Consider the following 25,679-nt stretch of genomic DNA (forward strand, 5'->3'; position numbering starts at 1 on the left):
TAACGAAAGTTGGCCGATAGGATCTGATGAAGAAGTCTATGAGATCTTATCGCTTCATTGCATTTCGCTCCAGGAGGACAAGTCATGGGGTCACTACATTGCATTCCGCTGCGGGATTACCCCCGATCGGTCATCCTGGAAGCCTAGCCTTGAGTGTAACGAAAGATAGGCAATAGGATCTGATGAAGAAGTCTATTAGACCCTATCGCTTCATAGCATTCCGCTCCAGGAGGACGGGTTGGGGGATAATTACTGCAGGAGGACGACTCCGTGGGACAATTTCTCCAGGATTACCCCAGTTTGGTCATCCTGGAGGCTCAACCTGGAGTGCAACGAAAGTTGGCCGATAGGATCTGATGAAGAAGTCTATGAGATCCTATCGCTTCATTGCATTTCGCTCCAGGAGTACGGGTCGGGGGTAAATGCTCTAGGAGGACGGCCCGGGGGGCACATGATTACGGTTTGGGCATTTCAGTATTTCCAAGATCTGAAAGTTTAGTCTTAATAGCGCAAAAATTTTGTATGCACAGAATTATTAGTGGATGCGTAAAATTTTTATATTTTTGAGACTGACAAAAACTAAACAAATATTAATGAAGAATTGGTTAAATAAAAATGCTATCCACATAGGTATTATTGCCTTTTTTGTGGTAATCTGTTTTGCCTATTTCAGTCCGGTAATTCAAGGGAAAGCTCCTGTTCAGGGCGATGTATTGCAGGCAAAAGCAATGCAAAAGGAAATAATGGAGTTTCGTGAGCGTGATGGTAAAGCCCCTTTATGGACTAACCAGATGTTCGGAGGGATGCCAGCGTATCAAATTTGGGTAAAATACCCTTATAATATTTCTACTTATGGTATTGATGTTATAAAAGGTGCATTCCCTGAGCCAGTAGGTACTGTATTATTATACTTGATAGGTGCTTATTTATTATTTTGTGTACTAAAAGTAAATCCATTTCTTGCAGCTGCGGGAGCAATTGCGGTATCATTTACTTCATATAATTTCATAATTATTGCAGCTGGTCATGCCAATAAAGCATTAGCAATTGGTTTTTTTGCACCAATATTAGCAGGGATAATACTTGCTTTAAGAGGTAAATATTGGTTGGGAGGTTCATTAACCGCCTTGTTTTTGGCATTAGAGATACGCTCTAACCACGTACAAATGACTTATTATTTGTTTATCGCCATATTTATTTTAATTATAGTTGAATTATACGATGCCTATAAAAACAATCGTATTAAACCTTTCACTAAAAGCATTGGTTTTATAGGATTAGGGGTTATTGTGGCTATAATGGTTAATGCGGGGACTTTGTGGACTACCTACGAATACAGTAAAGAAACCATCCGTGGTAATGCTAATTTAACTGTTAAAATTCCAGGTGAAGATAAGGGATTAAGTAAGGAATACGCCTATCAATGGAGTCAAGGTGTGGGAGAAAGCTTCTCATTCTTAATTCCAAATATATATGGTGGCGCAACAAGTATCGATGAATTAATTAAGCCAGAAAGTAATTTGTTTAAGGCTTTAGAACCGTACGGTCAGGGTCAAACCCCACAGTTAATTGCCCAATTGGCACAACAATTAGGCATGCAACAATATTGGGGATTAAAACCGGGAACTGCTGGTCCATATTATTTTGGTGCAATAGTGTGCTTTTTATTCGTCTTCGGTTTGTTCATCGTTAAACATAGATGGAAGTGGTGGATATTAGCAACTTCAGTATTGTTATTGCTTTTATCGTTTGGTAAAAACTTCCCACTAGTGTCTGATTTGTTCTTTAATTATGTACCAATGTATAATAAATTTAGAGCAGTAGAATCTATCTTGGCAGTTGTGGGCTTGCTGGTTCCTTTATTAGCAGTTTTGGCTATTCAAGAAGCATTAGATGGAAAATACGACCAAAGATATTTAATTAAAAAATTAACGTGGTCTGCAGGTATAACAGGAGGAATTGCATTAATTGTTTTAATTATGCCAACCTTATTCTTCAGCTTTACTACGCCAGATCATGCTGCGGTTTTACAGGCATTAACACAAGGTTTTAACAACGATGCAACCGTTGCCAATACCATAATGGATGCATTGGTAAAAGATAGAATTAGCTTGGCTAGAGCCGATGCATTTAGAACATTGGTTTTTGTTTTATTAGGTTTTGGATTAATATGGGCATTAATTTCTAAGAAATTACAAAACAATACAGTATTTATATTATTGGCCATTATTGTATTAATAGACCTTTGGCAGGTAGATAAGCGCTACTTAAATAGCGATAACTTTGTTCCTAAATCACAATTAGCACAACATTATCAACCACGTGAAGTAGATACATTTATTGCTGCTGATAAAGATCCAAACTTTAGAGTTTACGATGCCACTTTGGGAGATCCATTTAAGAGCTCAGAAACATCGTTTTTCCATAAAACAGTCGGAGGATTTCATTCGGCAAGATTGATGAGAATTCAAGAGATTGCCGATAATCAATTTTATAAGAGTGTAAATCAGGACGTTTTAGATATGTTTAATACCAAATATATCATTTCTAGAAACCCTGAAACTGGCGCTTATAATATGCAGCGTAATCCTACTGCTTGTGGTAACGCATGGTTTGTGGGTAACATTCAATTTGTTAAAAATGCAGATCAAGAGATGCAAGCAATAAGCAGCTTCGATCCTAAAAATGAAGTGGTTGTAGATCAACAATACAGACCATTAATAACTTCGCAAAATTTAGGTTCGGGAGCAGAAGGGTTCATTAAATTGGTTAATTATCATCCAGATCATTTAACTTATGAGTATAGTATTTCTAAGGATGCAATTGCAGTATTTTCGGAAGTATATTATAATAAAGGTTGGAAAATGTACATTGATGGCGAAGAGCAACCTTATTTCAGAGCAAATTATATTTTAAGAGCAGCTCAATTAAAAGCTGGTAACCATAAAGTTGAATTTAAATTTGAACCTAAATCTTATTATTTAGGAGAAAAAATATCTTTAGCAGGTTCATTATTGTTAATTGGTGGATTAGGAATGGCTTTTTTCAGAAGGAGAAAGGATAATTAAGCTTAATTGATAGAACAAAAAGAGGTGTATTTTCAAAAGAAAATACACCTCTTTTTATTTATAACTTATTGAAAGCGTAACAATTATATAATATGGTTGTCTTATCTTTAAACAAACAACTATTTATGGATTTAATCTTCTTTATAGTTTTAATAATAGCTATAATTGCTTATGCATTTAGCTCATTCGAATCATTTGTGGAGGAAGAAAAAGACTAAATCAAACGGATTAAAGAAGATCTATTTTTAGTATCGTTTAGAAATCTACTTTCTTCAACCAGAAATAAATCACGATATTAGTGGTTGATGAAAATCTTATACGCCATTCAAGGCACAGGTAATGGCCATGTAAGTAGAGCGCGGGAATTAGTCCCCTTGTTTCAACAATATGGCGATCTCGATATTTTATTGAGTGGTACTCAGGCCGACGTAACTTTAGATCAAGAAATAAAGTATAAACTTCATGGGTTTAGTTTTGTCTTTGGTAAAAAAGGAGGTGTAGATCATTATGCTACATTTAAATTGATGAATCTTCGAAGACTGTATCAGGATATGTATAGAATTCCAATTGAGCAGTACGATTTAATAATCAATGATTTTGAGCCCGTAACAGCTTGGGCCTGTAAGCTAAAAGGTGTGAAATGTATTGGATTAAGTCACCAAAGTGCATTTATATCTAATAAAGTCCCTAAACCTAAGAGTGTAGATTGGGCAGAATTGATACTAAAATATTATGCCCCTGCAACCAAGCATTTTGGCTTTCATTTTAAAAAATACGATGATTTTATTTATACACCGGTAATTCGTTCTGAGATTAGAGGTTTAAATCCAATAAACCAGGGTTATTATACGGTTTATTTACCTGCATTGGCAGATGAATATTTAATAAAACTTTTAAGTCAGATTCCCGAAATCCAATGGCAGGTGTTTTCTAAACATAGTAATACAAGCTATAGTGTTGGAAATATAAATATCCAACCCATCACGAATACTAATTATATTAAAAGTTTGGAGGGCTGTGCCGGATTATTATCTGGTGGAGGTTTTGAAGGCCCATCAGAAGCATTATTTTTAAAAAAGAAATTGTTGGTTGCGCCAATGCGTTATCAATATGAACAGCAATGCAACGCCTATGCATTAAAGGAATTGGGTATTCCAGTATTGTGGGCCAGTGATAAAAATTGGTTGCCCACCATTAAAATGTGGGTTAATAATTCTCAAAATTATAACTTTGATTTTCCAGATGAGTCTGCGGCAATTGTAGAGCATATTGTTAAAACCTATGCTAAACCCAATTTTAAATAACGAAGTGTAAATAGATATATTTATATTCAAACGTAAGTAAATTAGCCATAAACGAGTAGTGATAAATATTTTCAAAACTTTAAACCCAATCAACATCCTATTACTTTTTGTAATGGCATTTTTAATGAGGTTGGCTTTTTATATTAATCCGCCCAGCCAATTAAACTTCGAGTTTATAGAGCCATATACCAAGTTGTTTTTAAGTATTCCTACCACTCAATTGTCGCCAATAGCCAATGTTTCGGTGGCTGCGGTATTGGTATTTATTCAAGCTCTATTATTTAATAGGGTTATTAATAATCACGGTTTGGTTGCAAAGCCAGGCTATTTAGGCGCTTTGGTTTACATCGTTACGTCGAGTTTATTCTTGCCATTTTTAATTATATCACCTCCTTTGGTTTGTAATTTCTTATTGATTTGGCTAATAGATAAATTTTTAAAACTGGGTAAAAGTAATCAGCCTCATAGAATGCTTTATGATAGCGGAATGATTATAGCCATCGGGGCATTAATTTATTTCCCATTCTCAGTAATGCTTTTATTGATTTGGTTAAGTTTAATCATGAGTCGTCCTTTTAATTGGAGAGAGTGGATAATGGGTCCTTTAGGATTTTTAACCATCTTTTTCTTTTTGGCTGTATTTTATTATTGGAATGATAACATAAATCAGTTTTATAAAATATGGACGCCATTAGCAAATGGATTCCCTGCCGTGTTTATAATCAATTATTCGGATTATTTTAGCTTAATTCCCGTAATATTAATTTTGGTTTTAGCGAGTATTCAACTAAGAGAAAAATATTTTAAGAGTTTTATTCATACAAGAAGAGCATTCCAGATTTTGTTTTTCATGTTTATAGTCGCTTTTTTAAGTGTTTATGCTAAGCCAAATTTTAGAATTTATCATTTTTTATTGTGCATACCTTCAGGTTCAGTATTGTTGGCTTATTATTTTTCAAATGCAAGAATTAAGTGGTTTTATGAATCAATCTTTTTAGTTTTATTTTTAACCATACAGTATTTCTTGTTTGTTTAACCTTTTTTAACAATAACATAGTGTTTAAAAACTCAAAGATTAATAGCTTTGTGCGGTGGATGGTAGGTTTTTATAAATATTAGCTCTTTACATGAAAAACCTTATAATAGATATTGGGAATACAAATACTAAGTTTGGTATTTTTGAGGACAATAATTTATTGGAGGTTAAATATAATCTTGCATTAAATGAAACGGTTATTTCGGAATGGATAAGCCGTAATAAGATAGAAAAAGCTATTATTTCTGATGTAAGTGGGAAAGGAAAGGCGTGGGTAGAATTATTATCTAAGTTTATAGAAGTAATAAAATTTGGCACGCAAATTAAAGCCGGGTTAACGAGTAATTATCAAACTCAAAGCACATTAGGCGAAGACCGATGGGCTAAAATGATTGCAGTAAGTAGGCTTAATTTGAATGGGGATAGTCTAGTTGTGGATGCAGGAACTTGTATTACAATAGATTTCCTTAGAAATGGAAAAGAATATGAAGGAGGTAGTATTTCTCCTGGAATTGAAATGCGATTTAAAGCATTACATCAATTTACAGGTAAATTGCCTCTAATAGAAGAAATAGAAGTGGAAATTCCGGATGGGAAAAACACTATAGATGCCATAAAGGCGGGAGTGTTGGGAGGAGTTTGTTATGAAATTGAAGGAAATATAAATTATTATAAAACAAAATATCCTGACTTGAAAATATTCTTAACCGGAGGAAATTCGAGTCTATTGTGGTCGCGATTAAAAAGTAGCATCTTTGCACCACAAATTATTTTAGAACCCTTATTAGTTTTAAAAGGACTAAATGAAGTTATTAAGTTAGAAACATGCAGTTAAAAATTACTAAATATAGCGCCCTAGCCGTTTTATTATTTGTTGGTTTACCAGCTATCGCTCAAATTACAGTAGAATCTCCATATTCAAAATTTGGATTAGGAAGTTTAAAAAGCAGTGCTTTAACCAAATCTAGAGGAATGGGTGGTATAGGGATTGGTATAAATGCACCTACAGCTATAAGTTATTCAAATACTCAAAACCCTGCTGCATTTTCTTCTTATGCAATTACTTCTTTAGAAGCTGGCATGAGTGCAAAATATTTAAATCTTAAGAAGGGTAATCAAAGTGAGAACAGTTTAAACGGAACCTTTAATCATATTGCTATAGGTTTTCCTGTTACAAAAAAATCAGGCATGAGTATAGGTTTACTACCTTATTCAGAGTTGGGTTACGATTATAAATCGACGGGTAAAATTGACACTTTAAATACCGCTCAATCGTTTACTGGTGAAGGTGGAATTACTAAGGCTTATTTAGGTTATGGTTATAAAGTTACTGACCGTTTTAGATTAGGGGCTTCGTTAGAATATATGTTTGGTAGTATGATTAGAACCAGAACTACTGAATTTGGAGATGTTACGGCTTTAAATGTAAGAATTCAGGAAAAGGATAATATTTACGGCATGAGCCTTTCTTATGGAGCTCAATATGATTTTGACCTAAACCCAAAGGTTAAATTAATCATTGGTTACGCAGGTACTGTTCCTACAAAATTAAGTTCTAAAGTAAGTAATACGATTACTAGATACACTAAAGATACTGAAGGTAATGATAATCCGGCGTTAGATACTTTGAACATTCAAACCAGTGCGCCTAATAAATTTAAATTACCATTAACGCACGGATTTGGGTTCTCGATTCAAAAATATAATAACTGGGTTTTTGGTGCTGATGTAAAAGTTGGAAACTGGTCGAGTTTAGAAATCGGCGGCGTTAACCAAGGCTTAACCAATACATTATCGGTAGCTGTTGGTGGACAATGGACACCAGATATCATGGCGGTAAGCGGTTATTTTAACAGAGTAGATTATAGATTAGGATTGGTTTATGAAAAATCTTATGTAAATATTTCTAATCAAAATATAAATCAGAAATCTGTAACGGTTGGTATGGGCTTCCCATTAGCTACAGTAAATAGATTTACTTTTTCTAAATTAAATTTTTCAGCTGAATTAGGTACTAGAGGTACATTAACTAATAATTTGGTGAAAGAACAATTTGTTAACTTTCATTTAGGATTTACCTTAAATGATAGATGGTTTACCAGATTTAAGTTCGATTAATGAAATTGAGGGTTGGGGCATATTTGGTTGTATTGGGTATTCTTACACTTCAAAGTTGTGGAGAAGACGATATAAAAAAAGTTGCTGCTATTCCTGCTCAAAAAATTCAGTTGAATAAGGATCGTACTATAGGAGGCGATATAATTTATAGCGACTCTGCTATGGTTAAAGCCAAAGGTTTTGCGCCAATTATCGATAAAATCACTGAATCTAACGGCAATCTTATTCAGGAAATGCCACAAGGCGTTAAGATAGATTTTTATGAAAATGGGATTATAAAAGGTTCTATAACTTCTGATTATGCCATTAGAAAGGAATCTGAGCGAAAAACCATTTTCAAAAAAAATGTGGTTATCATATATCCAGAAGGTAAATATGTAACCGAAGAACTTACATGGGACGAAATAGGTCAGGTATATTTATCGCCATCTGGCGTGTACACCAAGAAAGATGGTACTATTTTAAATGCCAAAAATTTTAATGCAGCGCAAGATTTTAGCAGGGTTTCTATGTCGGCAGCTACTGCAGAAGTGCATACAGATGCCATTTAAATAAATAATTTTGGGATTAAAATTGGGTTAAATTAGGCCTCAGCGATATAATTTTACAAATAGGTAGTTAGTTCTATTATAGATATTTATAAACTATAATTAACACTTCTACATTTCAATTGAAAATTGTATCTTGCGCCCTCTTAAAAAAAATTAATAATAATACGAAGGAATATGGGTATAATGACATTTTTGCGTAATCGAGCTGGATACATCCTTATTGGAGCCATCGGTTTGGCAATTGTAGCCTTTTTAGTGGGTGATGCAGTAAGTGCTGGCTCGCCATTTTGGAACGCATCACAACGAGTTGTGGGAAGCATAGATGGAGAAGATATTTCTATTGACGAGTTTTCGCCAAAAGTTCAACAAAATTTAGAGCAGTTTAAGCAGCAGTATGGTGGCCTTGGTGGTTCCCAAATGGAAGCTATGGCTGTAGAAAATGCTTGGAACAACGAAATTGCAGAGATTATTTTAACTAAAGAATTTAAAAAATTAGGTATTCAGGTATCTGATGAGGAATTGTTTGATTTAATTCAAGGTAAAAATGTAAGTCCATTAGTGGCTCAAGCTTTTACAAATCCTCAAACAGGAACTTTAGATAGAGCGGCCATCATTAATAGCTTAAAACAAGCGGATAGTAATCCAGAGTTAGCTGCTCAATGGGAAATGATGCAAAATGAGATTGAGCGTCAAACCTTACAACAAAAATATACAAAGTTAATTTCTAACTCTGTGTTTGTAACTTCATTGGAAGCTAATGAAGAACACCAAAACAGAAATAAGTTAGTAAATTTTGATATCGTTAATATTGCATACAGTACTATTCCAGATAATTCTGTGAAATTAACTGATGCAGATTATACAGCTTATTACAATGCTAATAAAGCACGTTTCTATAATCCTTCAGAGAATCGTTCTTTTGAATTCGTATTATTTAATTCGGCACCAAGTAAGGAAGACAGTATTGCTGTAAAGCAATCTATGGATAAATTAGCTGCAGAGTTTAGAACAAGTTCTAATGATTCATTATTTGTTGCTGTAAATTCTGATGTTAAGGTTCCTTATACTTATTTAGGTAAAGGTAGCTTAGATGCGCAAATAGATTCAGTTGTATTTGCTACTCCAGTTGGTTCGTTCTATGGACCGGTATTCACTGGAAATTCATATAAAATGGCAAAAGTAGTTGGTGTTCAATATCAACCAGATTCGGTACAGGCAAGTCATATTTTATTAGATCCTGCTAAATTAGGTGGAATCGCACCAGCTCAGAAATTGGCAGATTCTTTAACTAAATTGGTTAAGAATGGTGGTAACTTCGCTGAGTTAGCTAAAATTCACAGTGTAGATGGTTCTAGTGCTAAAGGTGGTGATTTAGGCGTTTTTGGACGTGGACAAATGGTAGGACCATTTGAAGAAGCTGCATTCAGCGGAAAAACTGGTGATATTAAAATTGCAAATACCCAATTCGGTATTCATATTATTAAAATTGGTAAACAATTCGGATCTAACAAGCGTGTAAAAGTAGCTTATTTAGAAAAAGGATTAGGTGCTAGTAGCAAAACTCAATCTGCTGCTTATAAATTAGCCAATAATTTCTTCAATGAAGTTAATGCAAATAATTTCCAAGAGTTAGCTAAAAAATACAACTACAAAGTTGTAAAAGCAGAATATATTACCAGCATGCAAGGATTTGTAAACGGATTAGCTAACCCTCGTCAGCTTATTCGCGATGGATATGCAGCCAAAGAAGGTGAAATGTTAGGTCAAGTTTACCAAATGGACAATGGTTATGTGGTAGCTAAATTAACTGAGGTTAGTCCTAAAGGCATTTTACCTCTAGAAAAGGTGAAGAAAAATATTGAGCCAATGGTAAGAAACTCTGTTAAAGCTAAAATGATCATTGAGAAATTTAACAGCGCTATGGCAGGTAATGCAAGTTTAGAACAAGCGGCACAAAAATTGGGATTAGTAGTTAATCCAATTGAAAACGTTGTTTTTGCAAACCCAATTATTCCTGGTGTTGCTCAAGAAAATAAAGTGGTAGGTGCAATATTTGGTTCACAAGTAAATAAAGTTTCTCAACCTATTGAAGGTGAAAACGGTGTTTATGTGTTCCGCGTTAAAGGCTTTAATGCCGCATCTCCATTGGCTAATACATTTAAACAAAAGCAAGAAATGTTAGTAGGTGTTTCTCAACGTACATTGGGTGGCGCTTACCAAGCATTACAAGATAAAGCAGAGATTAAAGACAATCGTGTGAAATTCTATTAAAAGTAAATAATTACTTTTGTAGCCATCTAAGCGTTAAGTTTAGATGGCTTTTTAATTTAACAAGTATGGATATTCAAGAAAATTTCGTTAATAGAGTAGCTGAGAGTGGCTTAATAACATTAGATTTAGAGGAATATTACCATAAAGGTGATAGAATATTGTACGATATTAAAGACAATTTGTTTCAAGGACTAATCTTGCGTGAAAAGGATTTTAGAGCGTTCGTTAAAGATCATGATTGGGCCCAATATCAGGATAAAAATATAGCTATTTATTGTAGTGAAGATGCAATTGTGCCAACGTGGGCATACATGCTTTTAGCCAATAGAATGTCTCCATTTGCCAATGAGATTGTGTTCGGCGATTTAAACACATTAGAAGCGGTATTGTGGTCTAAATCCTTATCTGCAATTAATATCGAGTCGTTTAGAGATGCTCGTGTAGTTGTAAAGGGATGTGCCGACTTTAATGTTCCAATTTCCGCTTATGTTTTTATCACTAATTTACTTACCCCAGTTGTAAAAAGCATAATGTATGGTGAGCCATGCTCTACCGTTCCAATTTTTAAACGTAAAGTTTAAATTTGGTTTGCTTTTTGTTTATTATCACCTATGAAACAAATAACACTATTTCTGGGACTTTTACTGGTCTATGTTAAAGTAAACGCACAAGAGTATAACATAAAAAAAGAATCTGTTTTTCAAGTAGGAGAGGTATTTGAATACAGACTTAAATACGGCTTTATTACTGCAGCTGAAGCTGTCGTAAAAGTGCTTCCTTCTGATTTGAGGTTCGACAATAAGCCGGTTTTTAACTTATCTGTAAATGTAAAGACTTCGGGATCTTTTGATGTGTTTTATAAAATCAGAGATCAATACGATTCCTATATCGATCAAACTACATTATTGCCTTATTTTTATCAAGAAAATGTTAGAGAGGGTAGTTACCGTCGACAAGATAAAGCAAGATTTTCTCAAGATCAAAAGAAGGTAGTTTCTAATCGAGGAACATTTACCACCCCAACAAGGCAAACGTTTGATTTATTTTCTTCTTATTATTTTGCCAGGAGTTTAGATTTAAGCAATATTAAAGTTGGCGATAAATTTAAATTGAACTATTTCTTGGGTGATGAAATTACTAATTTAGAAATAGAATACATGGGTAAAGAAGTTGTGAAAAGCAAACTAGGAAATATTAGGTGTTTAAAATTTAGTCCATCTATAAACCCCGGTAGAGTTTTTCGTAAAGATAGTAGACTTTACTTATGGATAACGGATGATGGGAATCGAGTACCTGTAAAGGCTCAGGTTGAGATAGTGGTTGGGTCGGCAACATTAGAATTAAAATCTGCTTCGGGATTAAAGTATCCCTTGGCAAAAACATAAAAATGGTAGAAGTAGAAAATATATTGGTGCATGAAGATGTACTTAATGAGCAATTTGTTTGCAATTTAGATAAATGTAAGGGCGAATGTTGTGTGGCAGGAGATGCTGGAGCGCCTTTAGAGCGTCAAGAAGCTACAATTTTAGAGGAGATATACCCTAAGATTAAACATTTGTTAAACGAAAAGGGAATCGCAGCAATTGAAGAATTCGGAACTTCTGTAATAGATGTTGATGGAGATTTAACTACCCCTTGTGTGGATGGACATAAAGAATGTGCTTATGTTTTATTTGAAAATGGGATAACTAAATGTGCCATCGAAAAGGCACATGAACAAGGGTTGGTTGATTGGAAAAAACCGATCTCTTGTCATCTTTACCCTATAAGAATTACTGCCTACCCAGAATTTGATTTGTTAAACTACGACCGCTGGCATATTTGTAAAGATGCTTGTACTTTCGGTAGGGAATTAAAAGTTCCGGTTTATAAATTTTTGAAGGAGCCATTAATTAGAAAATATGGTGAAGCGTGGTATAAGAGTTTAGAGGAGTCGGTTGCTTCTAAATAAAATTAAGGGGTTCATTCTAGATAGGTCGTCCTTCACTGCATTGCATTTTAGGATTAACCCAGACTTGTCATCCAGGAGGTTAAACTGGAGCGCAGCGAAATGTAACCGTCCTTCACTGCATTTCATTGCGTATCAGGATAAAATTAATTGATCTGATGAAGAAATCTATGAGATCCTATCGCTGCATTGCATTTCGCTCCAGGATGACGAGTAGAGGTGTACTGCTCAAGGATTACCCCAGATTAGTCATCCTGGAGGCTCAAACTGGAGCGCAGCGAATGTTGGCCGATAGGATCTAATGAACTAATCTATGAGATCCTATCGCTCCATTACATTCCGCTCCAGGATGACGGTTCAGGGGTGTACCGCTACAGGACTAACCCAGACTAGTCATCCTGGAGGCTCAAACTGGAGCGCAGCGAATGTTGGCCGATAGGATCTAATGAACTAATCTATGAGATCCTATCGCTCCATTACATTCCGCTCCAGGATGACGAGTAGAGGTGTACCGCTCCAGGATTACCCCAAACTAGTCATCCTGGAGGCTCAAACTAGAGCGTAGCGAAGGTTGGCCGATAGGATCTGATGAACTTATCTATGAGATCCTATCGCTGCATTGCATTTCGCTCCAGGATGACGAGTAGAGGTGTACCGCTCCAGGATTACCCCAGATTAGTCATCCTGGAGGCTCAACCTAGAGCGCAGCGAAAGTTGGCCGATAGGATCTGATGAACTTATCTATGAGATCCTATCGCTCCATTGCATTCCACTCCAGGATGACGGATTGGGGGTAATTTCGCTTCAGGAGGACGGGTCGGGAGGCTACTCCATTACATTCCGCTCCAGGAGGACGAATCTTGAAGAATATGTTTCAGAGCGATATATTTGGTAATCGACCACCCCCTTAAATCTGTCTTAATAAATATTCGCCATAACCACTTTTCATTAGTGGTGCTGCAACAGCTCTTAATTGGTCGGCATTAATATATCCCATTCTATACGCAACTTCTTCAATTGCACCAATCTTTAAACCTTGGCGTTCTTCAATAACCTGTACAAATTGTCCGGCTTGCATTAGAGATGCAAAAGTACCTGTATCTAACCAAGCTGTTCCTCTACTTAAAACAGAAACCTTAAGCTTTCCACGTTTTAAGTACTCCTTATTAACATCAGTAATTTCATACTCACCTCTGGCCGATGGTTGTATATTTTTAGCTATTTCTACTACTTCATTGTCATAAAAGTACAAGCCAGGAACAGCATAATTAGACTTTGGATGAGCAGGTTTCTCTTCTATAGAAATCACTTTGTTTTCTTTATCAAACTCAACCACTCCATATCTTTCTGGGTCAGAAACTTGATAAGCAAAAACTACACCTCCTTCAATATTTTCTAAACTTTGTAAAGCTTTCGCCATACCATTTCCGTAAAATATATTATCTCCCAAAACAAGCGCTACAGCGTCATCACCAATAAATTCTTCACCAATTACAAATGCCTGAGCTAATCCATTGGGAACCTCTTGAACTGCATATTCGAAAGTACATCCTAGATTTTTACCATCACCCAATAATTTTTTAAATTGAGGAAGATCGTGAGGGGTAGAAATAATTAAAATTTCTCTTATTCCCGCTAACATAAGGGTAGAAAGCGGATAATAGATCATTGGCTTATCGTAAATAGGCATCATTTGTTTACTACAAGCCAAGGTTAATGGGTGTAAACGTGTGCCAGAACCTCCAGCTAAAATTATTCCCTTCATAATATATTTCTTACTTAATATTTTTAGTTTTTAACTCCTCAATAGCTTAGTATCAAACAATTTTTCCTTCAGCTGATAATCTTTCCATACATAACTCCAGACTTTCTAACCAGTGTGGAATTTCTAAATCATAAGTCTGTTTTATCTTTGATTTATCCATGACTGAAAAACTAGGTCTAGATGCTTTAGTTGGATAAGCTGTATTTGGAATGGGATTTACTTGTATTTTAATTTTAGCAAGTTTAAAAATAGCGACTGCAAAGTCGTACCAAGATGTAACCCCTTCATTACTGTAATGAAAAATTCCTAATGTTTGTTTTTCTGATCTAATAATGCATAATATGGCATTTGCCAAATCCATAGCATAAGTTGGGGTGCCAATTTGGTCGGCAATTATATTTAATTCTGATTTAGTCTTAGAAAGATAAAGCATGGTTTTTAAAAAATTATTGCCATACTCAGAATACAGCCAACTTGTTCTAATAATTATATGTTTATCTAATGCCGATTGAATAGCCCTTTCGCCAGCTAATTTGGTCGACCCATACACACTTTTGGGTTTAACAAAATCTGTTTCATTCAATAATTTCACAACATTTCCTTCAAAAACGAAATCTGTTGATAAATGTATTAGAGTGGCATTATATTGTTTACATGCTAATGCTAGATTTTGTGCGCCAATTTCATTAATATGTTGAGCAATCTCTTCATTGTCTTCAGCCAAATCAACAGCGGTATAAGCCGCACAATTGACTACAAAATTTGGATTTTCGAGATTAAAAATTGTGTTTAACTGATTTATGTTTAGGATGTCTAATGCTTGCTTACCTGTAAACAAAAACTCCAGATCGGTGATATTAGAAGCCAAAGTTTTAAAACATTGCCCCATTTGTCCGTCAGCACCAACAATTAAAACTTTTATCATAATTTTAAATCCTTTAAAGAGCCTAAAACAACATCTTTTGCCGACAATAGCATTGATGATGTGGGTACTTTCCAGTCGATATTTAAATCCTTATCGTTATAAATTACGCCATATTCTGATTCTTTATTATAAAAATTGTCACATTTATAAAAAAAATCTACAGACTCACTTAAAACAGAAAAACCATGTAAAAAACCACGTGGGACATACAATTGTTTCTTGTTTTCAGAGCTTAATTCTATCGCTACATATTTTCCAAAAGTAGGAGAATTGGGTCTAACATCTACTGCTATATCTAAAACTTTGCCAGATAGAACCCTTACCAATTTTGCCTGAGCAAACTCGCCCCTTTGAGCATGCAAACCTCTAACCACCCCGTACGACGAATTAGATTGATTATCTTGAACAAAAATGCCCGATTCACCTGTAAGCTGTTCAAACTTTTTCTGATTAAAACTTTCGAAAAAATAACCTCTTTCGTCTTCTACTATAGTTGGATTTATTATATAACAACCTTTTAGTTCGGTTTCTACAACTTGCATTATCTATTATTATATTGTTCCTGATAATAATTTTTATAATCTCCAGAGGTTACTCCATCTAGCCATTCTTGGTTATTTAAATACCAATCAACTGTTTTCTCTAATCCTTCTTCAAATTGCAAACTTGGAATCCAATTTAGTTCATTTTGCAATTTTGTTGAGTCTATTGCATAACGTAAATCGTGCCCAGCTCTATCTTTTACAAAAGTTATTAATTTCGCTGACTCTCCATTTGCTCTACCCAATTTTTTATCCATTATTGAACATAAAAGATGGATAAGATCAATATTCTTCCATTCGTTATGTCCGCCGATATTATAAGTTTCTCCGGATTTTGCTTTATGGAAAATAACATCTATGGCACGGGCATGATCTTCAACCCAAAGCCAATCGCGCACATTTTCGCCGGTTCCATAAACTGGAACAGGTTTATTTTCTTTAATATTATTTATAGCTAATGGAATTAATTTTTCTGGGAAGTGATGAGAACCGTAATTATTAGAACAGTTAGAAATTACGCAATCCATGCCATAGGTATCATGGTAAGTGCGTACAAAATGATCTGAACTTGCTTTTGATGCTGAATATGGGCTATGTGGATCATAAGCAGTAGTTTCTGTAAACATGCCAGTCTCACCTAATGCACCATAAACTTCATCTGTACTGATGTGATAAAATCGTTTACTTGCATAATCATCTTTCCAAACTTCTCTGGCAGCATTTAATAAATTCACCGTTCCTATTACATTTGTCATAACAAACTCTAATGGGTTGGTAATTGAACGATCTACATGGCTTTCTGCAGCTAAATGAATTACTGCGTCGAAATTATGGGTTTTGAATAGGTTTAAAATATCTACCGCGTAGACTATATCAGCTTTAATAAAATTGTAATTTGGAAGGGAATCTATGTCTTTTAGATTTGCCAAATTTCCCGCATAAGTGAGTTTATCCAAATTATAGATTTGATAATCGGGGTATTGATTTACAAACCTTCTAACCACATGAGAACCAATAAAACCTGCACCACCGGTAATTAAAATTTTCTTCGACATAATATAAATATAGCCAAAAGTAGGAAAAAGTAAGTAAAGTAATGGTAATGAAAATATTGCTTTTGTGAGGTTCTTTATTCTGTTTAAGGATTACACTAGACTGGCTGTCCTTCGCTCCATTTCATTGCGCTTCAGGTTAAAATAAATTAATCAACGAGATCCTATCGCTGCATTACATTCCGCTCCAGGATGACGGCTCAGGGGATTTCCTATACGCTGATTGCGACTAATCAATCTTCTGATAAAACCCATATTTAAACTAAGTTTTAATAATCAATTAACATCAAATTATAACTATGTTAAACTATGTTAATTAATTTTGCGGCACTTTAGGCTGACTTAAATTTTACTAATAAACATTAATCTAAATGTTTCAGCAAGCAATATAATTTACAAAAACGATAGAAATGTTGATTTATAATCTTTTTTAGGTCAATCTATTCACAGATTAGTGCTATATTTGCACTCTTTAAAACCAAACAAACTATATTAGCATAATGAAAGTTGCCCTAATTACAGGTATTACTGGTCAAGATGGCGCTTACCTTGCAGAATTTTTACTAAACAAAGGTTATTTTGTGCATGGAATTAAGCGACGTTCTTCTCTTTTTAATACAGATAGAATAGATCATTTATACAAAGATCAGCATGAGAGAGATGTTAGGTTTAAATTACATTATGGAGATCTTACAGATTCAACTAATTTAATTAGAATAATACAAGAAACCCAGCCCGACGAAATTTATAATTTGGCGGCAATGAGCCATGTTCAGGTAAGTTTTGAAATGCCAGAATATACCGCAAATGCCGACGGTGTAGGGACTCTAAGATTATTAGAAGCCATTAGAATTTTAGGTTTAAACAATAAAACTAAAATTTACCAGGCATCTACTTCAGAATTGTACGGTTTGGTTCAAGCTGTACCACAATCAGAAACTACTCCATTCTATCCAAGATCGCCATACGCGGTTGCAAAAATGTATGCTTATTGGATTACCGTAAACTATAGAGAAGCCTATGGTATGTATGCATGTAATGGAATTTTATTTAACCACGAAAGTCCGTTAAGAGGCGAAACTTTTGTGACCAGAAAAATTACCAGAGCGGCTGCTAAAATTGCCTTAGGTTTACAGAAATGTTTATATCTAGGAAATTTATCTGCCCAAAGAGATTGGGGACATGCAAAGGATTATGTAGAAGCTATGTGGTTAATATTACAACAGGAAAAACCTGAAGATTTTGTAATTTCAACTGGTATAACTACTCCCGTTAGAGAATTCGTGAAAATGTCTTTTGAAGAATTAGGCATTACAGTTGAGTTTTCTGGCAAAGATATAAATGAAAAAGGTGTAATAATAGACATCAATAGAGATAAAGCTGCTGAATTAAATTTAAATTTAGATGCTTTAAAATTAGGTGAAACCATAGTAAAAGTTGATCCTAAGTATTTTAGACCAACTGAAGTTGATTTACTTTTAGGGGATTCAACTAAAGCAAGACAAAAATTAGGCTGGAAGCCTAAATACGATTTAGATGCATTAGTTAATGATATGGTGATGTCTGACTTAAATCTAATGAAGAAAGACGAGTATTTAAAACAAGGTGGTTTTAATACACTCAATTATTTTGAATAAATAAATTATTTTTTCTATGTATAAAAGAAAGATATTTCTTGTATTAAGCTTAATTTTCAGCTTTTTTGCAACCAATCTTGCGGCTCAAGAAGTAAAGCAAATTACTGACCTTAGTAAAGTTAAAGTTGCAGAATTGTCTGATGCTACCATAAGAAATTTCATCAAGGAAGTTGACGGAGCAAAACTCTCAAATAAACGAATTGAAGAAGTAGCTTTATCAAGAGGCATGACAGCTTCAGAAGTGAAGTTGTTAATTGAGCGTATAGAAAAAATAAGAAAAGAAGACAAAAAAACATTAGATTATGATGAGAGGAGAATTTCAGTTACTGATTCTGTGGCCTTCCCATTAGATAGTGTTAGATTAACAGAAAACTTATTAAAAGGATTAAAATCTAAGATTTTTGGTTTAGATTTTTTTAAATCAAAAAATAATCTAGAAAAGAAATTCGAAACAAGTTCTTTGATGCCTGCACCCAAAAGTTATATTTTAGGTCCTGGTGATGAATTGATTATCGATGTTTACGGTAATTCTATTTCGAATACTACGCAAAAGATAGACAAAGATGGAAATATCAATGTCAAGTATGCAGGGTTAGTAAATCTAACAGGATTAACTTTAGAAGCTGCTACGGCAAGATTAAAGCAAAAACTTTCTAGTATCTATCCAGATCTTTCTTCTGGAGGCACAAAGCTAAATGTTACGGTAGGTTCTATGCGTTCCATTAAAATTATGATCACTGGTGAAGTTGAAGAACCAGGTTCTTATCTTATACCTTCTGTTGCATCTGTATTTAATGCCATAATAGAGGCTAAAGGACCTACAGAAAATGGATCTTTTAGAAATGTACAAGTAGTTAGAGGGGGGCGCGTTGTTGCTGAAGTGGATCTTTACGATTTTTTGATTACTGGAGTATCTACTAAAAATGTACGTTTAGAAGATCAGGATATAATACATGTTCCTTATTATTTAAACAGAGTTGAGGTTTCGGGAGAAGTTAAACGCCCAGGAATTTATGAATTATTACCAGGAGAAAACTTAAATAAGTTATTTTATTTTGCTGGTGATTTTACGGAGTTGGCTTATAAAGCGCGCGTTAAAGTTTTAAAAAACACCGATGTTGAAAGGAAAATCGTAGACGTTTCGAGTGATAAATACAATAATTATATTGTAAGCAGTGGTGATAAAGTCTTTGTAGATGAAATCTTAGATAGATTTGAAAACAGAGTGAAGATAGAAGGAGCAGTTTTCCGACCTGATGAATATGAACTAGTACCAGGATTAACACTTTCTAAATTGATAGCCAATGCGCAAGGATTAAAGGAAGATGCTTTTAGAGAAAGAGGCTATATTTTAAGACTTCAAAGTAATCAGGAATTTCAAAGTATTGCTTTCGATTTGAATGCTATTTTATCAGGAAAAGCAGCTGATATACCTTTAATGCGTGAAGATATTGTCACAATTAGATCTATTTTTGATTTAAGAGAGAATTATACCATCAAAGTAGATGGAGAAGTTCAAGCCCCAGGTCAATTTAAGTTTGGTGAGGGCATGACAGTTGAAGATGCTATTTTAATGGCTGGTGGATTTAAATCTTCTGCTACTTCCAATAGAGTAGAAATCTCTAGAAGGGTAAAAAACAGTGATGTGCTTTCAAAGGAGGCAATTATCTCAGAAGTATTTACTGTTGATGTAGATCCATCTTTGAAAAATTCCGCTAATTCAATTGTACTTCAGCCTTTCGATATTGTTGCTGTTAGACCATCAACAAGTTTTTCTACTCAAAAGCAAATTGAAATTAAAGGAGAGGTATTATATCCTGGAATATTTACTTTAGAGCATAAAAACGAACGAATTACGGATTTGTTGAAGCGTGCAGGTGGATTTACTGCTTTGGCTTATGTTGAAGGTGCTTCGCTTAAAAGACCTGGGCCAAGGAGAGGTAATTTAATAAACAATGAAAAACAAAAAAATCCATTTGATGTATTGACCAATACTAACGATAATGAAATAAAATCGAATGAATATGTGGGCATCAATTTGTCGAAAATAATGGCCAATCCAGGATCTGCAAATGATCTATTTTTGGAAGAAGGAGATATTTTGGAAATTCCTAAACAATTGCAAACTGTAAAGATTTCTGGTGAGGTATTATCCCCAGTTACCGTTTTGTTTGAGCCCCATAAAGGATTTAAGTCTTATGTGAATGGAGCAGGAGGTATTACAGATTATTCAAAATTGAAACGAGGTTATGTAAAATATGCCAATGGATCTGTAAAAAGTACTAAATCTTATTTGCTATTTAGAAGCTATCCAAATATTAAACCAGGTGCTGAAATTATTATCCCTAAAGGTAATCCTCGTAAACCAATTTCAATAACAGAAATTGTGGGTATAACCAGTAGCTTATTAACTTTAATTTTACTCTTTAATCAAGTTTCTAAATAAGTTATGCAGGCAAACCCGATTAATAATAATGAGGATGTAGTTTCTTTAAGGGAGATTATTATAACCGTTCAAAAATTATTCTTAAAAATTCTTTCAAAATGGTATATCATTATAGGTGTAGCCATTTTAGGTGCAGGGTATGGTTATTATAAAAGCAGGAAAGATAAAACTTATTATACGGCAGTAACTACCTTTCTTTTAGAAGAAGGAGCCCCTCCTCCAGTACCAAGCGGATTGGCGGCATTATTAGGTGGAGCGAATAGTGGTGGTGGAGGACTATTTCAAGGAAATACCTTGCTGACCTTATATAAGTCTAGATTAATGTTAGAGAAAACACTTTTTTCTAAGGTTATAATAAACGGGAAAGAAGTTACGCTTTTAGATAAGTATTTAGAACTAAATAAAATTGAAAAGTCTTGGTCTCAACATACTAAAGAAGAACAAGGTGCTGTAATAAAGGGAGTAATTAGTGATTTAGCCACTAATTATATTACTATAACTCCTGGAGATATTATGGTGGTAGAGATAAAATCTACCGATGAAGATTACTCCTTAGCCTTAGGCGAAAAATTGATAGAGACGGTTAACGACTATTATATCGCTACCAAAACCAAGAAAACCGTCGATAATCTAAAAATATTAGAAAAGCAGGCCGATAGTTTAAGATCTATATTAACAAGGTCTATGAGTCAGGTTGCAGCACAAAACGACGCAGTTATTGATGCTAATCCTGCAAAACAAATATTGAGGGTACCTGGTCAACGTCAGGCAATAGACGTTCAAACCAATACTTCATTATATGCCACTGTAATGGCAACCTTAGAAAACACAAAACTTGAATTAAGAAAGGAAAAGCCTTTAATACAAATCTTAGAAAAGCCCTATTTACCGTTAAATAAAGAAGAACCAAATAAGTTAAAAACTATTTTGCTTTATGGTATATTTGGCGCGATATTTTCTGTCGTAGGACTAATAATTAGTTTATTATATAAAAAAATAATGAAAGATGACAAAGCATAAAATTGCTGTAATTGGTTTAGGATATGTGGGCTTGCCGTTAGCCATTGAGTTTGGAAAAAAATACCCGGTTCTGGGTTTCGATATTCATCAAGCGAGGGTTGATGAATTAAAAAGAGGGGAAGATAGAACCCTAGAAGCTGATTTAGATGGGATGGCAGAAGCTGTGAAAAATGGTATGTTATTTTCTTGCGACGTTGAGGCGTTAAGAGATTATAATGTATTTATTGTAACTGTTCCTACGCCTATTGATCAGTTTAAAGCACCAGATTTAACACCCTTAATTAAAGCATCTGAGATGTTAGGGAAGGTTTTAAAAAAGGGAGATATTGTCATTTACGAATCAACGGTTTACCCGGGTTGTACAGAAGAAGATTGTGTTCCGGTTTTGGAGAAATATTCAGGGCTTAAATTTAATGAAGATTTCTTTTGTGGTTATTCTCCAGAAAGAATTAATCCGGGCGATAAGGTAAATACCTTAACAAAAATTAAAAAAGTAACATCAGGCTCTACACCAGAAATTGCAGATGTGGTTGATGGTTTATATAAAAGCATTATAACAGCGGGCACGCATAAAGCACCCAATATGAAGGTAGCCGAAGCATCTAAAGCGATTGAAAATGCTCAACGCGATGTTAATATTTCTTTTGTGAATGAGTTGGCTTTAATTTTCGACAGAATAGGTATCGATACAACTGATGTGATTGAAGCAGCGGGGACAAAATGGAATTTCTTAAAATATAGTCCGGGTTTAGTAGGCGGACATTGCATCGGCGTAGATCCTTATTATTTAGCGCATAAAGCTAAATCTTTAGGTTACCATCCACAGGTTATTTTATCAGGAAGAATGGTGAACGATAATATGGGGATGTTTGTAGCCAATAAGGTTATTAAATTGATGATCCATAAAGGCCATAAAATTCAAGGTGCTAAAGCCTTAATTTTAGGAATGACTTTTAAAGAAGATTGTCCAGATATCAGAAATTCTAGAGTTATAGATATTTACAATGAACTAAATCAGTTTGGCGTTTGTGTGGATGTTTACGATCCACACGCTAATCATAACGAAGTTCACGAAGAATATAACATTAAATTAATCAATGATATTTATGAAAGTTCTTATGATGCTGTAATTTTAGCGGTAAGTCATAAAGAGTTTTTAAGTGTAGATTTCAAAAAATTGAGAAATGGTCATAATGCTATTTTGTTCGATACAAAATCTTATTTAGATAGAAGCATTATTGACGGTAGATTATAATAGAGATAGATGAATAAAATAGAAATGGTTGACTTAAAAAGTCAATACTTAAATATAAAAGAAGCGGTAGATAAGGCCATTCAAGAAGTTATAGATACTACTACCTTTATTAACGGACCAGCGGTGTCTAGTTTTTCTCAAAATTTATCGACCTACCTAGATGGGGCAGAAGTAATACCATGTGCAAATGGAACAGATGCTTTGCAAATAGCCTTAATGGCTTTAGGCTTACAGCCTGGCGATGAAGTAATTGTGCCTTGTTTTACTTATGTGGCTACGGCAGAAGTTATTGCATTGCTTAATTTAAAACCTGTTTTAACAGAGGTAGATCCAAATACATTTAACATTACCGCCGAACTTATAGAAAAAGCTATAACGCCTAGAACCAAAGCCGTTGTTCCTGTTCATTTATATGGTCAGTGCGCCGATATGGAAAGTATTTTAGCCGTTGCAAAAAAGCATAACTTATTTGTAATAGAAGATACAGCTCAGGCAATTGGTGCCAATTATACATTTTTTGATGGTACAGTAAAGAAAGCGGGCACCATGGGCGATATTGGGTGTACTTCATTTTTCCCATCTAAAAACTTAGGTTGTTATGGTGATGGTGGAGCACTTTATACACATAATAAAGAATTAGCAAAGCAAATTAAAATGATTGCTAATCATGGTCAAGAGAAAAAATACCATCATAAAGTAATTGGATGTAACTCTAGATTAGATACCATTCAAGCGGCTATTTTAGATGTTAAATTAAAAAAATTAGATGAATATGCAGCTGCTAGAAATAAAGTAGCCAATACATACGACGAAGCATTCAAAGATTTAAATTGGATACTTACACCTGTGAGATCTAAAAACTCTACACATGTTTTTCATCAATATACTTTAAAGCTTAGCGAAAGCGCGGATAGAGATTTATTAAAAGCTTTTTTACAAGAAAAGGGCGTACCAAGTATGGTTTATTATCCTATTGCGCTTCATTTACAAGAAGCTTTTAGAACTCCTGAATTTAAAGAAGGTGATTTCCCAATTTCAGAGGATTTATGCACAAGAGTTTTATCGCTACCTATTCATACAGAAATGGGAGAAGATCAACTTAATTATATCATAGAGGCGGTAAAAGCATTTAAAAATTAATTATGGAAAACGTATTTATTCACGAAACTGCAGTTGTTGACGAAGGCTGTAAAATAGGAAGTGGCGTAAAGATTTGGCATTTTACGCATATTATGCCAAATTGTACAATAGGTGATGGCTGTAATTTAGGTCAGAATGTAGTTATTTCTCCTGGAGTTATACTGGGTAAAAATGTTAAAATCCAAAATAATGTTTCTATCTACGAAGGGGTAACCTGCGATGACGATGTGTTTTTAGGCCCTTCAATGGTATTTACCAATGTTACCAACCCTAGGAGTGCTGTGAATAGAAGAGGTCAATACGCTAAAACTCATGTTGGAAAAGGAGCATCTATAGGTGCTAATGCAACCATCGTATGCGGACACGATATCGGTCCTTTCGCCTTTATTGGGGCTGGTGCGGTAGTTACTAAAACAGTACCTGCATACGCTTTAGTTGTGGGTAATCCGGCAAAGCAAATTGGATGGATGAGTGAGTATGGTCATAGATTAGAATTTGATGAAAAGGGTTTCGCAACTTGTAAAGAAAGTAAAGAGGTATATCAGTTAATAGACAATACAGTTACAAAAAAATAAAATGGACAATTCGAACCATAAAATAAAATTCGCAGTAATAGGGTGTGGACATATCGGTAAACGCCATGCTGAGATGATTTCTAGAAATCAAGAATCAGAATTGGTAGCATTAATAGATGTTAAACCTGCAGATTCATTAAACATTAACCACTATAATGTTCCTTTCTTTAATAATTTAGAAGATTTTTTTCAGTCGGGTATTGAAGTAGATGTTATAAATATTGCTTCACCAAATGGTTATCATGCAGAGCAAGCGATGAAATGTTTGGAAGCTAAAAAACATATAGTTGTAGAAAAGCCTATGGGCTTATCGAAACTAGATGCAGAAAAAGTTATCTTTAAAGCATTACATGTACATAAACATGTATTTGCTGTAATGCAAAATAGATATTCTCCACCTTCTGTTTGGATTAAGGATTTAATTGATTCAGGAAAATTGGGTCAAATCTACATGGTTCAATTAAACTGCTATTGGAACCGCGACGATAGATATTATAAACCAGAAAGCTGGCATGGCAAGAAAGATTTAGATGGAGGTACTTTATTTACCCAATTCTCTCACTTTATCGATATTATGTATTGGTTATTTGGTGATATTCAAAATATCCAAGCAAAATTTAACGATTTTAACCACGCAACCTTAACAGATTTTGAAGATTCTGGTTTTGTAAGTTTCGATTTTGTTAATGGTGGTATGGGTTCTTTAAATTATTCTACTTCGGTTTGGAACCAAAACTTAGAAAGCAGTATGACCATTATTGCCGAAAACGGATCCGTTAAAATTGGCGGTCAATACATGAATGAGGTAGAATATTGCCATGTTAAAGATTACGAAATGCCAGAATTGGCACCAACTAATCCGGGTAATGATTATGGGGCTTATAAAGGATCAGCAGCCAACCATCATTATGTAATAGAAAATGTGGTTGATGTATTAAAAAACAGAGCTGCCATTACCACTAATGCTTTAGAAGGGTTAAAAGTGGTAGATATTATAGAAAGAATTTACGCTTTAAAGAATTAATT

The 25,679-nt window shown here is 34.4% G+C and carries 21 protein-coding genes; 17 read left to right on the forward strand and 4 right to left on the reverse strand.

Annotated features, from left to right (window positions below; translation table 11 throughout):
* Positions 1-593 precede the first annotated feature (593 nt).
* From VRU49_RS04485 to VRU49_RS04530, 10 genes are all read left to right on the forward strand, one after another.
* Positions 594-3,068, forward strand: a complete 2,475-nt coding sequence (locus tag VRU49_RS04485; protein WP_330145588.1) for a YfhO family protein — start codon at positions 594-596, stop codon at positions 3,066-3,068.
* Between the two features lie 305 nt (positions 3,069-3,373).
* Complete coding sequence (locus VRU49_RS04490) at positions 3,374-4,372, forward strand: glycosyltransferase family protein (protein ID WP_330145589.1); 999 nt, start codon at positions 3,374-3,376, stop codon at positions 4,370-4,372.
* A 112-nt stretch (positions 4,373-4,484) separates the two neighbouring features.
* Positions 4,485-5,408, forward strand: a complete 924-nt coding sequence (locus VRU49_RS04495) for a DUF6427 family protein (protein ID WP_330145590.1) — start codon at positions 4,485-4,487, stop codon at positions 5,406-5,408.
* Positions 5,409-5,499: 91 nt separating this feature from the next.
* A complete protein-coding gene (locus VRU49_RS04500) occupies positions 5,500-6,243 on the forward strand; it encodes a type III pantothenate kinase (protein ID WP_330145591.1) in 744 nt (247 codons plus the stop codon).
* Positions 6,234-7,526, forward strand: a complete 1,293-nt coding sequence (gene bamG / locus VRU49_RS04505) for a BamG family beta-barrel-assembly machinery protein (protein WP_330145592.1) — start codon at positions 6,234-6,236, stop codon at positions 7,524-7,526. Before VRU49_RS04500 ends, bamG begins: the two co-directional genes overlap by 10 nt.
* Entirely contained in the window at positions 7,526-8,077 is a 552-nt protein-coding gene (locus VRU49_RS04510; protein ID WP_330145593.1) for a hypothetical protein, read from the forward strand. Before bamG ends, VRU49_RS04510 begins: the two co-directional genes overlap by 1 nt.
* 183 nt (positions 8,078-8,260) lie before the next feature.
* Entirely contained in the window at positions 8,261-10,348 is a 2,088-nt protein-coding gene (locus VRU49_RS04515) for a SurA N-terminal domain-containing protein (RefSeq protein ID WP_330145594.1), read from the forward strand.
* 65 nt (positions 10,349-10,413) lie between these two features.
* Positions 10,414-10,929, forward strand: a complete 516-nt coding sequence (locus VRU49_RS04520; RefSeq protein ID WP_330145595.1) for a DUF2480 family protein — start codon at positions 10,414-10,416, stop codon at positions 10,927-10,929.
* Positions 10,930-10,959: 30 nt separating this feature from the next.
* The gene (locus VRU49_RS04525; RefSeq protein WP_330145596.1) at positions 10,960-11,733 is read left to right on the forward strand and encodes a DUF3108 domain-containing protein; all 774 of its coding nucleotides are present in this window, start codon (positions 10,960-10,962) and stop codon (positions 11,731-11,733) included.
* A 2-nt stretch (positions 11,734-11,735) separates the two neighbouring features.
* Positions 11,736-12,299, forward strand: a complete 564-nt coding sequence (locus tag VRU49_RS04530; protein WP_330145597.1) for a DUF3109 family protein — start codon at positions 11,736-11,738, stop codon at positions 12,297-12,299.
* A 904-nt stretch (positions 12,300-13,203) separates the two neighbouring features.
* Here the strand turns inward: VRU49_RS04530 and rfbA are convergent.
* From rfbA to rfbB, 4 genes are read right to left on the reverse strand one after another with little or no spacing between them, the layout of a single operon-like run.
* Positions 13,204-14,061 carry a glucose-1-phosphate thymidylyltransferase RfbA gene (gene rfbA / locus VRU49_RS04535; protein WP_330145598.1) on the reverse strand — a complete coding sequence of 286 codons (858 nt, stop codon included), beginning with the start codon at positions 14,059-14,061 and terminating at the stop codon, positions 13,204-13,206.
* Between the two features lie 52 nt (positions 14,062-14,113).
* Positions 14,114-14,986, reverse strand: a complete 873-nt coding sequence (gene rfbD / locus VRU49_RS04540; protein WP_330145599.1) for a dTDP-4-dehydrorhamnose reductase — start codon at positions 14,984-14,986, stop codon at positions 14,114-14,116.
* Positions 14,983-15,528, reverse strand: a complete 546-nt coding sequence (rfbC, locus tag VRU49_RS04545; protein ID WP_330145600.1) for a dTDP-4-dehydrorhamnose 3,5-epimerase — start codon at positions 15,526-15,528, stop codon at positions 14,983-14,985. The genes rfbD and rfbC overlap by 4 nt, the downstream gene beginning before the upstream one ends.
* Entirely contained in the window at positions 15,528-16,583 is a 1,056-nt protein-coding gene (gene rfbB / locus VRU49_RS04550; protein WP_330145601.1) for a dTDP-glucose 4,6-dehydratase, read from the reverse strand. The genes rfbC and rfbB overlap by 1 nt, the downstream gene beginning before the upstream one ends.
* 497 nt (positions 16,584-17,080) lie before the next feature.
* On the opposite strand from rfbB, the gene gmd reads away from it, so the two are divergent.
* The 7 genes from gmd to VRU49_RS04585 are packed head-to-tail and all read left to right on the forward strand — an operon-like array spanning position 17,081 to position 25,677.
* Positions 17,081-18,217, forward strand: coding sequence for a GDP-mannose 4,6-dehydratase (gene gmd, locus VRU49_RS04555; protein WP_330145602.1), 1,137 nt, complete (start codon positions 17,081-17,083; stop codon positions 18,215-18,217).
* A gap of 16 nt (positions 18,218-18,233) precedes the next feature.
* Positions 18,234-20,663, forward strand: coding sequence for an SLBB domain-containing protein (locus VRU49_RS04560; RefSeq protein ID WP_330145603.1), 2,430 nt, complete (start codon positions 18,234-18,236; stop codon positions 20,661-20,663).
* Between the two features lie 3 nt (positions 20,664-20,666).
* Positions 20,667-21,683, forward strand: a complete 1,017-nt coding sequence (locus VRU49_RS04565; protein ID WP_330145604.1) for a GumC domain-containing protein — start codon at positions 20,667-20,669, stop codon at positions 21,681-21,683.
* Positions 21,670-22,938 (forward strand): nucleotide sugar dehydrogenase, encoded by a 1,269-nt coding sequence (locus VRU49_RS04570; RefSeq protein WP_330145605.1) that lies wholly within the window; start codon positions 21,670-21,672, stop codon positions 22,936-22,938. Before VRU49_RS04565 ends, VRU49_RS04570 begins: the two co-directional genes overlap by 14 nt.
* A gap of 9 nt (positions 22,939-22,947) precedes the next feature.
* Positions 22,948-24,078: a DegT/DnrJ/EryC1/StrS family aminotransferase gene (locus VRU49_RS04575; protein ID WP_330145606.1), complete on the forward strand. Its 1,131-nt coding sequence runs from the start codon at positions 22,948-22,950 to the stop codon at positions 24,076-24,078.
* A 2-nt stretch (positions 24,079-24,080) separates the two neighbouring features.
* Positions 24,081-24,653, forward strand: a complete 573-nt coding sequence (locus VRU49_RS04580) for an acyltransferase (RefSeq protein WP_330145607.1) — start codon at positions 24,081-24,083, stop codon at positions 24,651-24,653.
* A 1-nt stretch (position 24,654) separates the two neighbouring features.
* Positions 24,655-25,677 carry a Gfo/Idh/MocA family protein gene (locus VRU49_RS04585; RefSeq protein ID WP_330145608.1) on the forward strand — a complete coding sequence of 341 codons (1,023 nt, stop codon included), beginning with the start codon at positions 24,655-24,657 and terminating at the stop codon, positions 25,675-25,677.
* Positions 25,678-25,679: the final 2 nt, after the last annotated feature.

Origin of the sequence: Pedobacter flavus (genome assembly GCF_036324285.1) — a bacterium.
GTDB classification, from domain to species: domain Bacteria; phylum Bacteroidota; class Bacteroidia; order Sphingobacteriales; family Sphingobacteriaceae; genus Pedobacter; species Pedobacter flavus.

Excerpts from the sequence above, each read along its gene's own strand:
- VRU49_RS04485 (WP_330145588.1), top strand. The coding sequence starts at position 594 with ATGAAGAATTGGTTAAATAAAAATGCTATCCACATAGGTATTATTGCC.
- VRU49_RS04490 (WP_330145589.1), top strand. The coding sequence starts at position 3,374 with ATGAAAATCTTATACGCCATTCAAGGCACAGGTAATGGCCATGTAAGT.
- VRU49_RS04495 (WP_330145590.1), top strand. The coding sequence starts at position 4,485 with ATGGCATTTTTAATGAGGTTGGCTTTTTATATTAATCCGCCCAGCCAA.
- VRU49_RS04500 (WP_330145591.1), top strand. The coding sequence starts at position 5,500 with ATGAAAAACCTTATAATAGATATTGGGAATACAAATACTAAGTTTGGT.
- bamG (WP_330145592.1), top strand. The coding sequence starts at position 6,234 with ATGCAGTTAAAAATTACTAAATATAGCGCCCTAGCCGTTTTATTATTT.
- VRU49_RS04510 (WP_330145593.1), top strand. The coding sequence starts at position 7,526 with ATGAAATTGAGGGTTGGGGCATATTTGGTTGTATTGGGTATTCTTACA.
- VRU49_RS04515 (WP_330145594.1), top strand. The coding sequence starts at position 8,261 with ATGACATTTTTGCGTAATCGAGCTGGATACATCCTTATTGGAGCCATC.
- VRU49_RS04520 (WP_330145595.1), top strand. The coding sequence starts at position 10,414 with ATGGATATTCAAGAAAATTTCGTTAATAGAGTAGCTGAGAGTGGCTTA.
- VRU49_RS04525 (WP_330145596.1), top strand. The coding sequence starts at position 10,960 with ATGAAACAAATAACACTATTTCTGGGACTTTTACTGGTCTATGTTAAA.
- VRU49_RS04530 (WP_330145597.1), top strand. The coding sequence starts at position 11,736 with ATGGTAGAAGTAGAAAATATATTGGTGCATGAAGATGTACTTAATGAG.
- rfbA (WP_330145598.1), bottom strand. The coding sequence starts at position 14,061 with ATGAAGGGAATAATTTTAGCTGGAGGTTCTGGCACACGTTTACACCCA.
- rfbD (WP_330145599.1), bottom strand. The coding sequence starts at position 14,986 with ATGATAAAAGTTTTAATTGTTGGTGCTGACGGACAAATGGGGCAATGT.
- rfbC (WP_330145600.1), bottom strand. The coding sequence starts at position 15,528 with ATGCAAGTTGTAGAAACCGAACTAAAAGGTTGTTATATAATAAATCCA.
- rfbB (WP_330145601.1), bottom strand. The coding sequence starts at position 16,583 with ATGTCGAAGAAAATTTTAATTACCGGTGGTGCAGGTTTTATTGGTTCT.
- gmd (WP_330145602.1), top strand. The coding sequence starts at position 17,081 with ATGAAAGTTGCCCTAATTACAGGTATTACTGGTCAAGATGGCGCTTAC.
- VRU49_RS04560 (WP_330145603.1), top strand. The coding sequence starts at position 18,234 with ATGTATAAAAGAAAGATATTTCTTGTATTAAGCTTAATTTTCAGCTTT.
- VRU49_RS04565 (WP_330145604.1), top strand. The coding sequence starts at position 20,667 with ATGCAGGCAAACCCGATTAATAATAATGAGGATGTAGTTTCTTTAAGG.
- VRU49_RS04570 (WP_330145605.1), top strand. The coding sequence starts at position 21,670 with ATGACAAAGCATAAAATTGCTGTAATTGGTTTAGGATATGTGGGCTTG.
- VRU49_RS04575 (WP_330145606.1), top strand. The coding sequence starts at position 22,948 with ATGAATAAAATAGAAATGGTTGACTTAAAAAGTCAATACTTAAATATA.
- VRU49_RS04580 (WP_330145607.1), top strand. The coding sequence starts at position 24,081 with ATGGAAAACGTATTTATTCACGAAACTGCAGTTGTTGACGAAGGCTGT.
- VRU49_RS04585 (WP_330145608.1), top strand. The coding sequence starts at position 24,655 with ATGGACAATTCGAACCATAAAATAAAATTCGCAGTAATAGGGTGTGGA.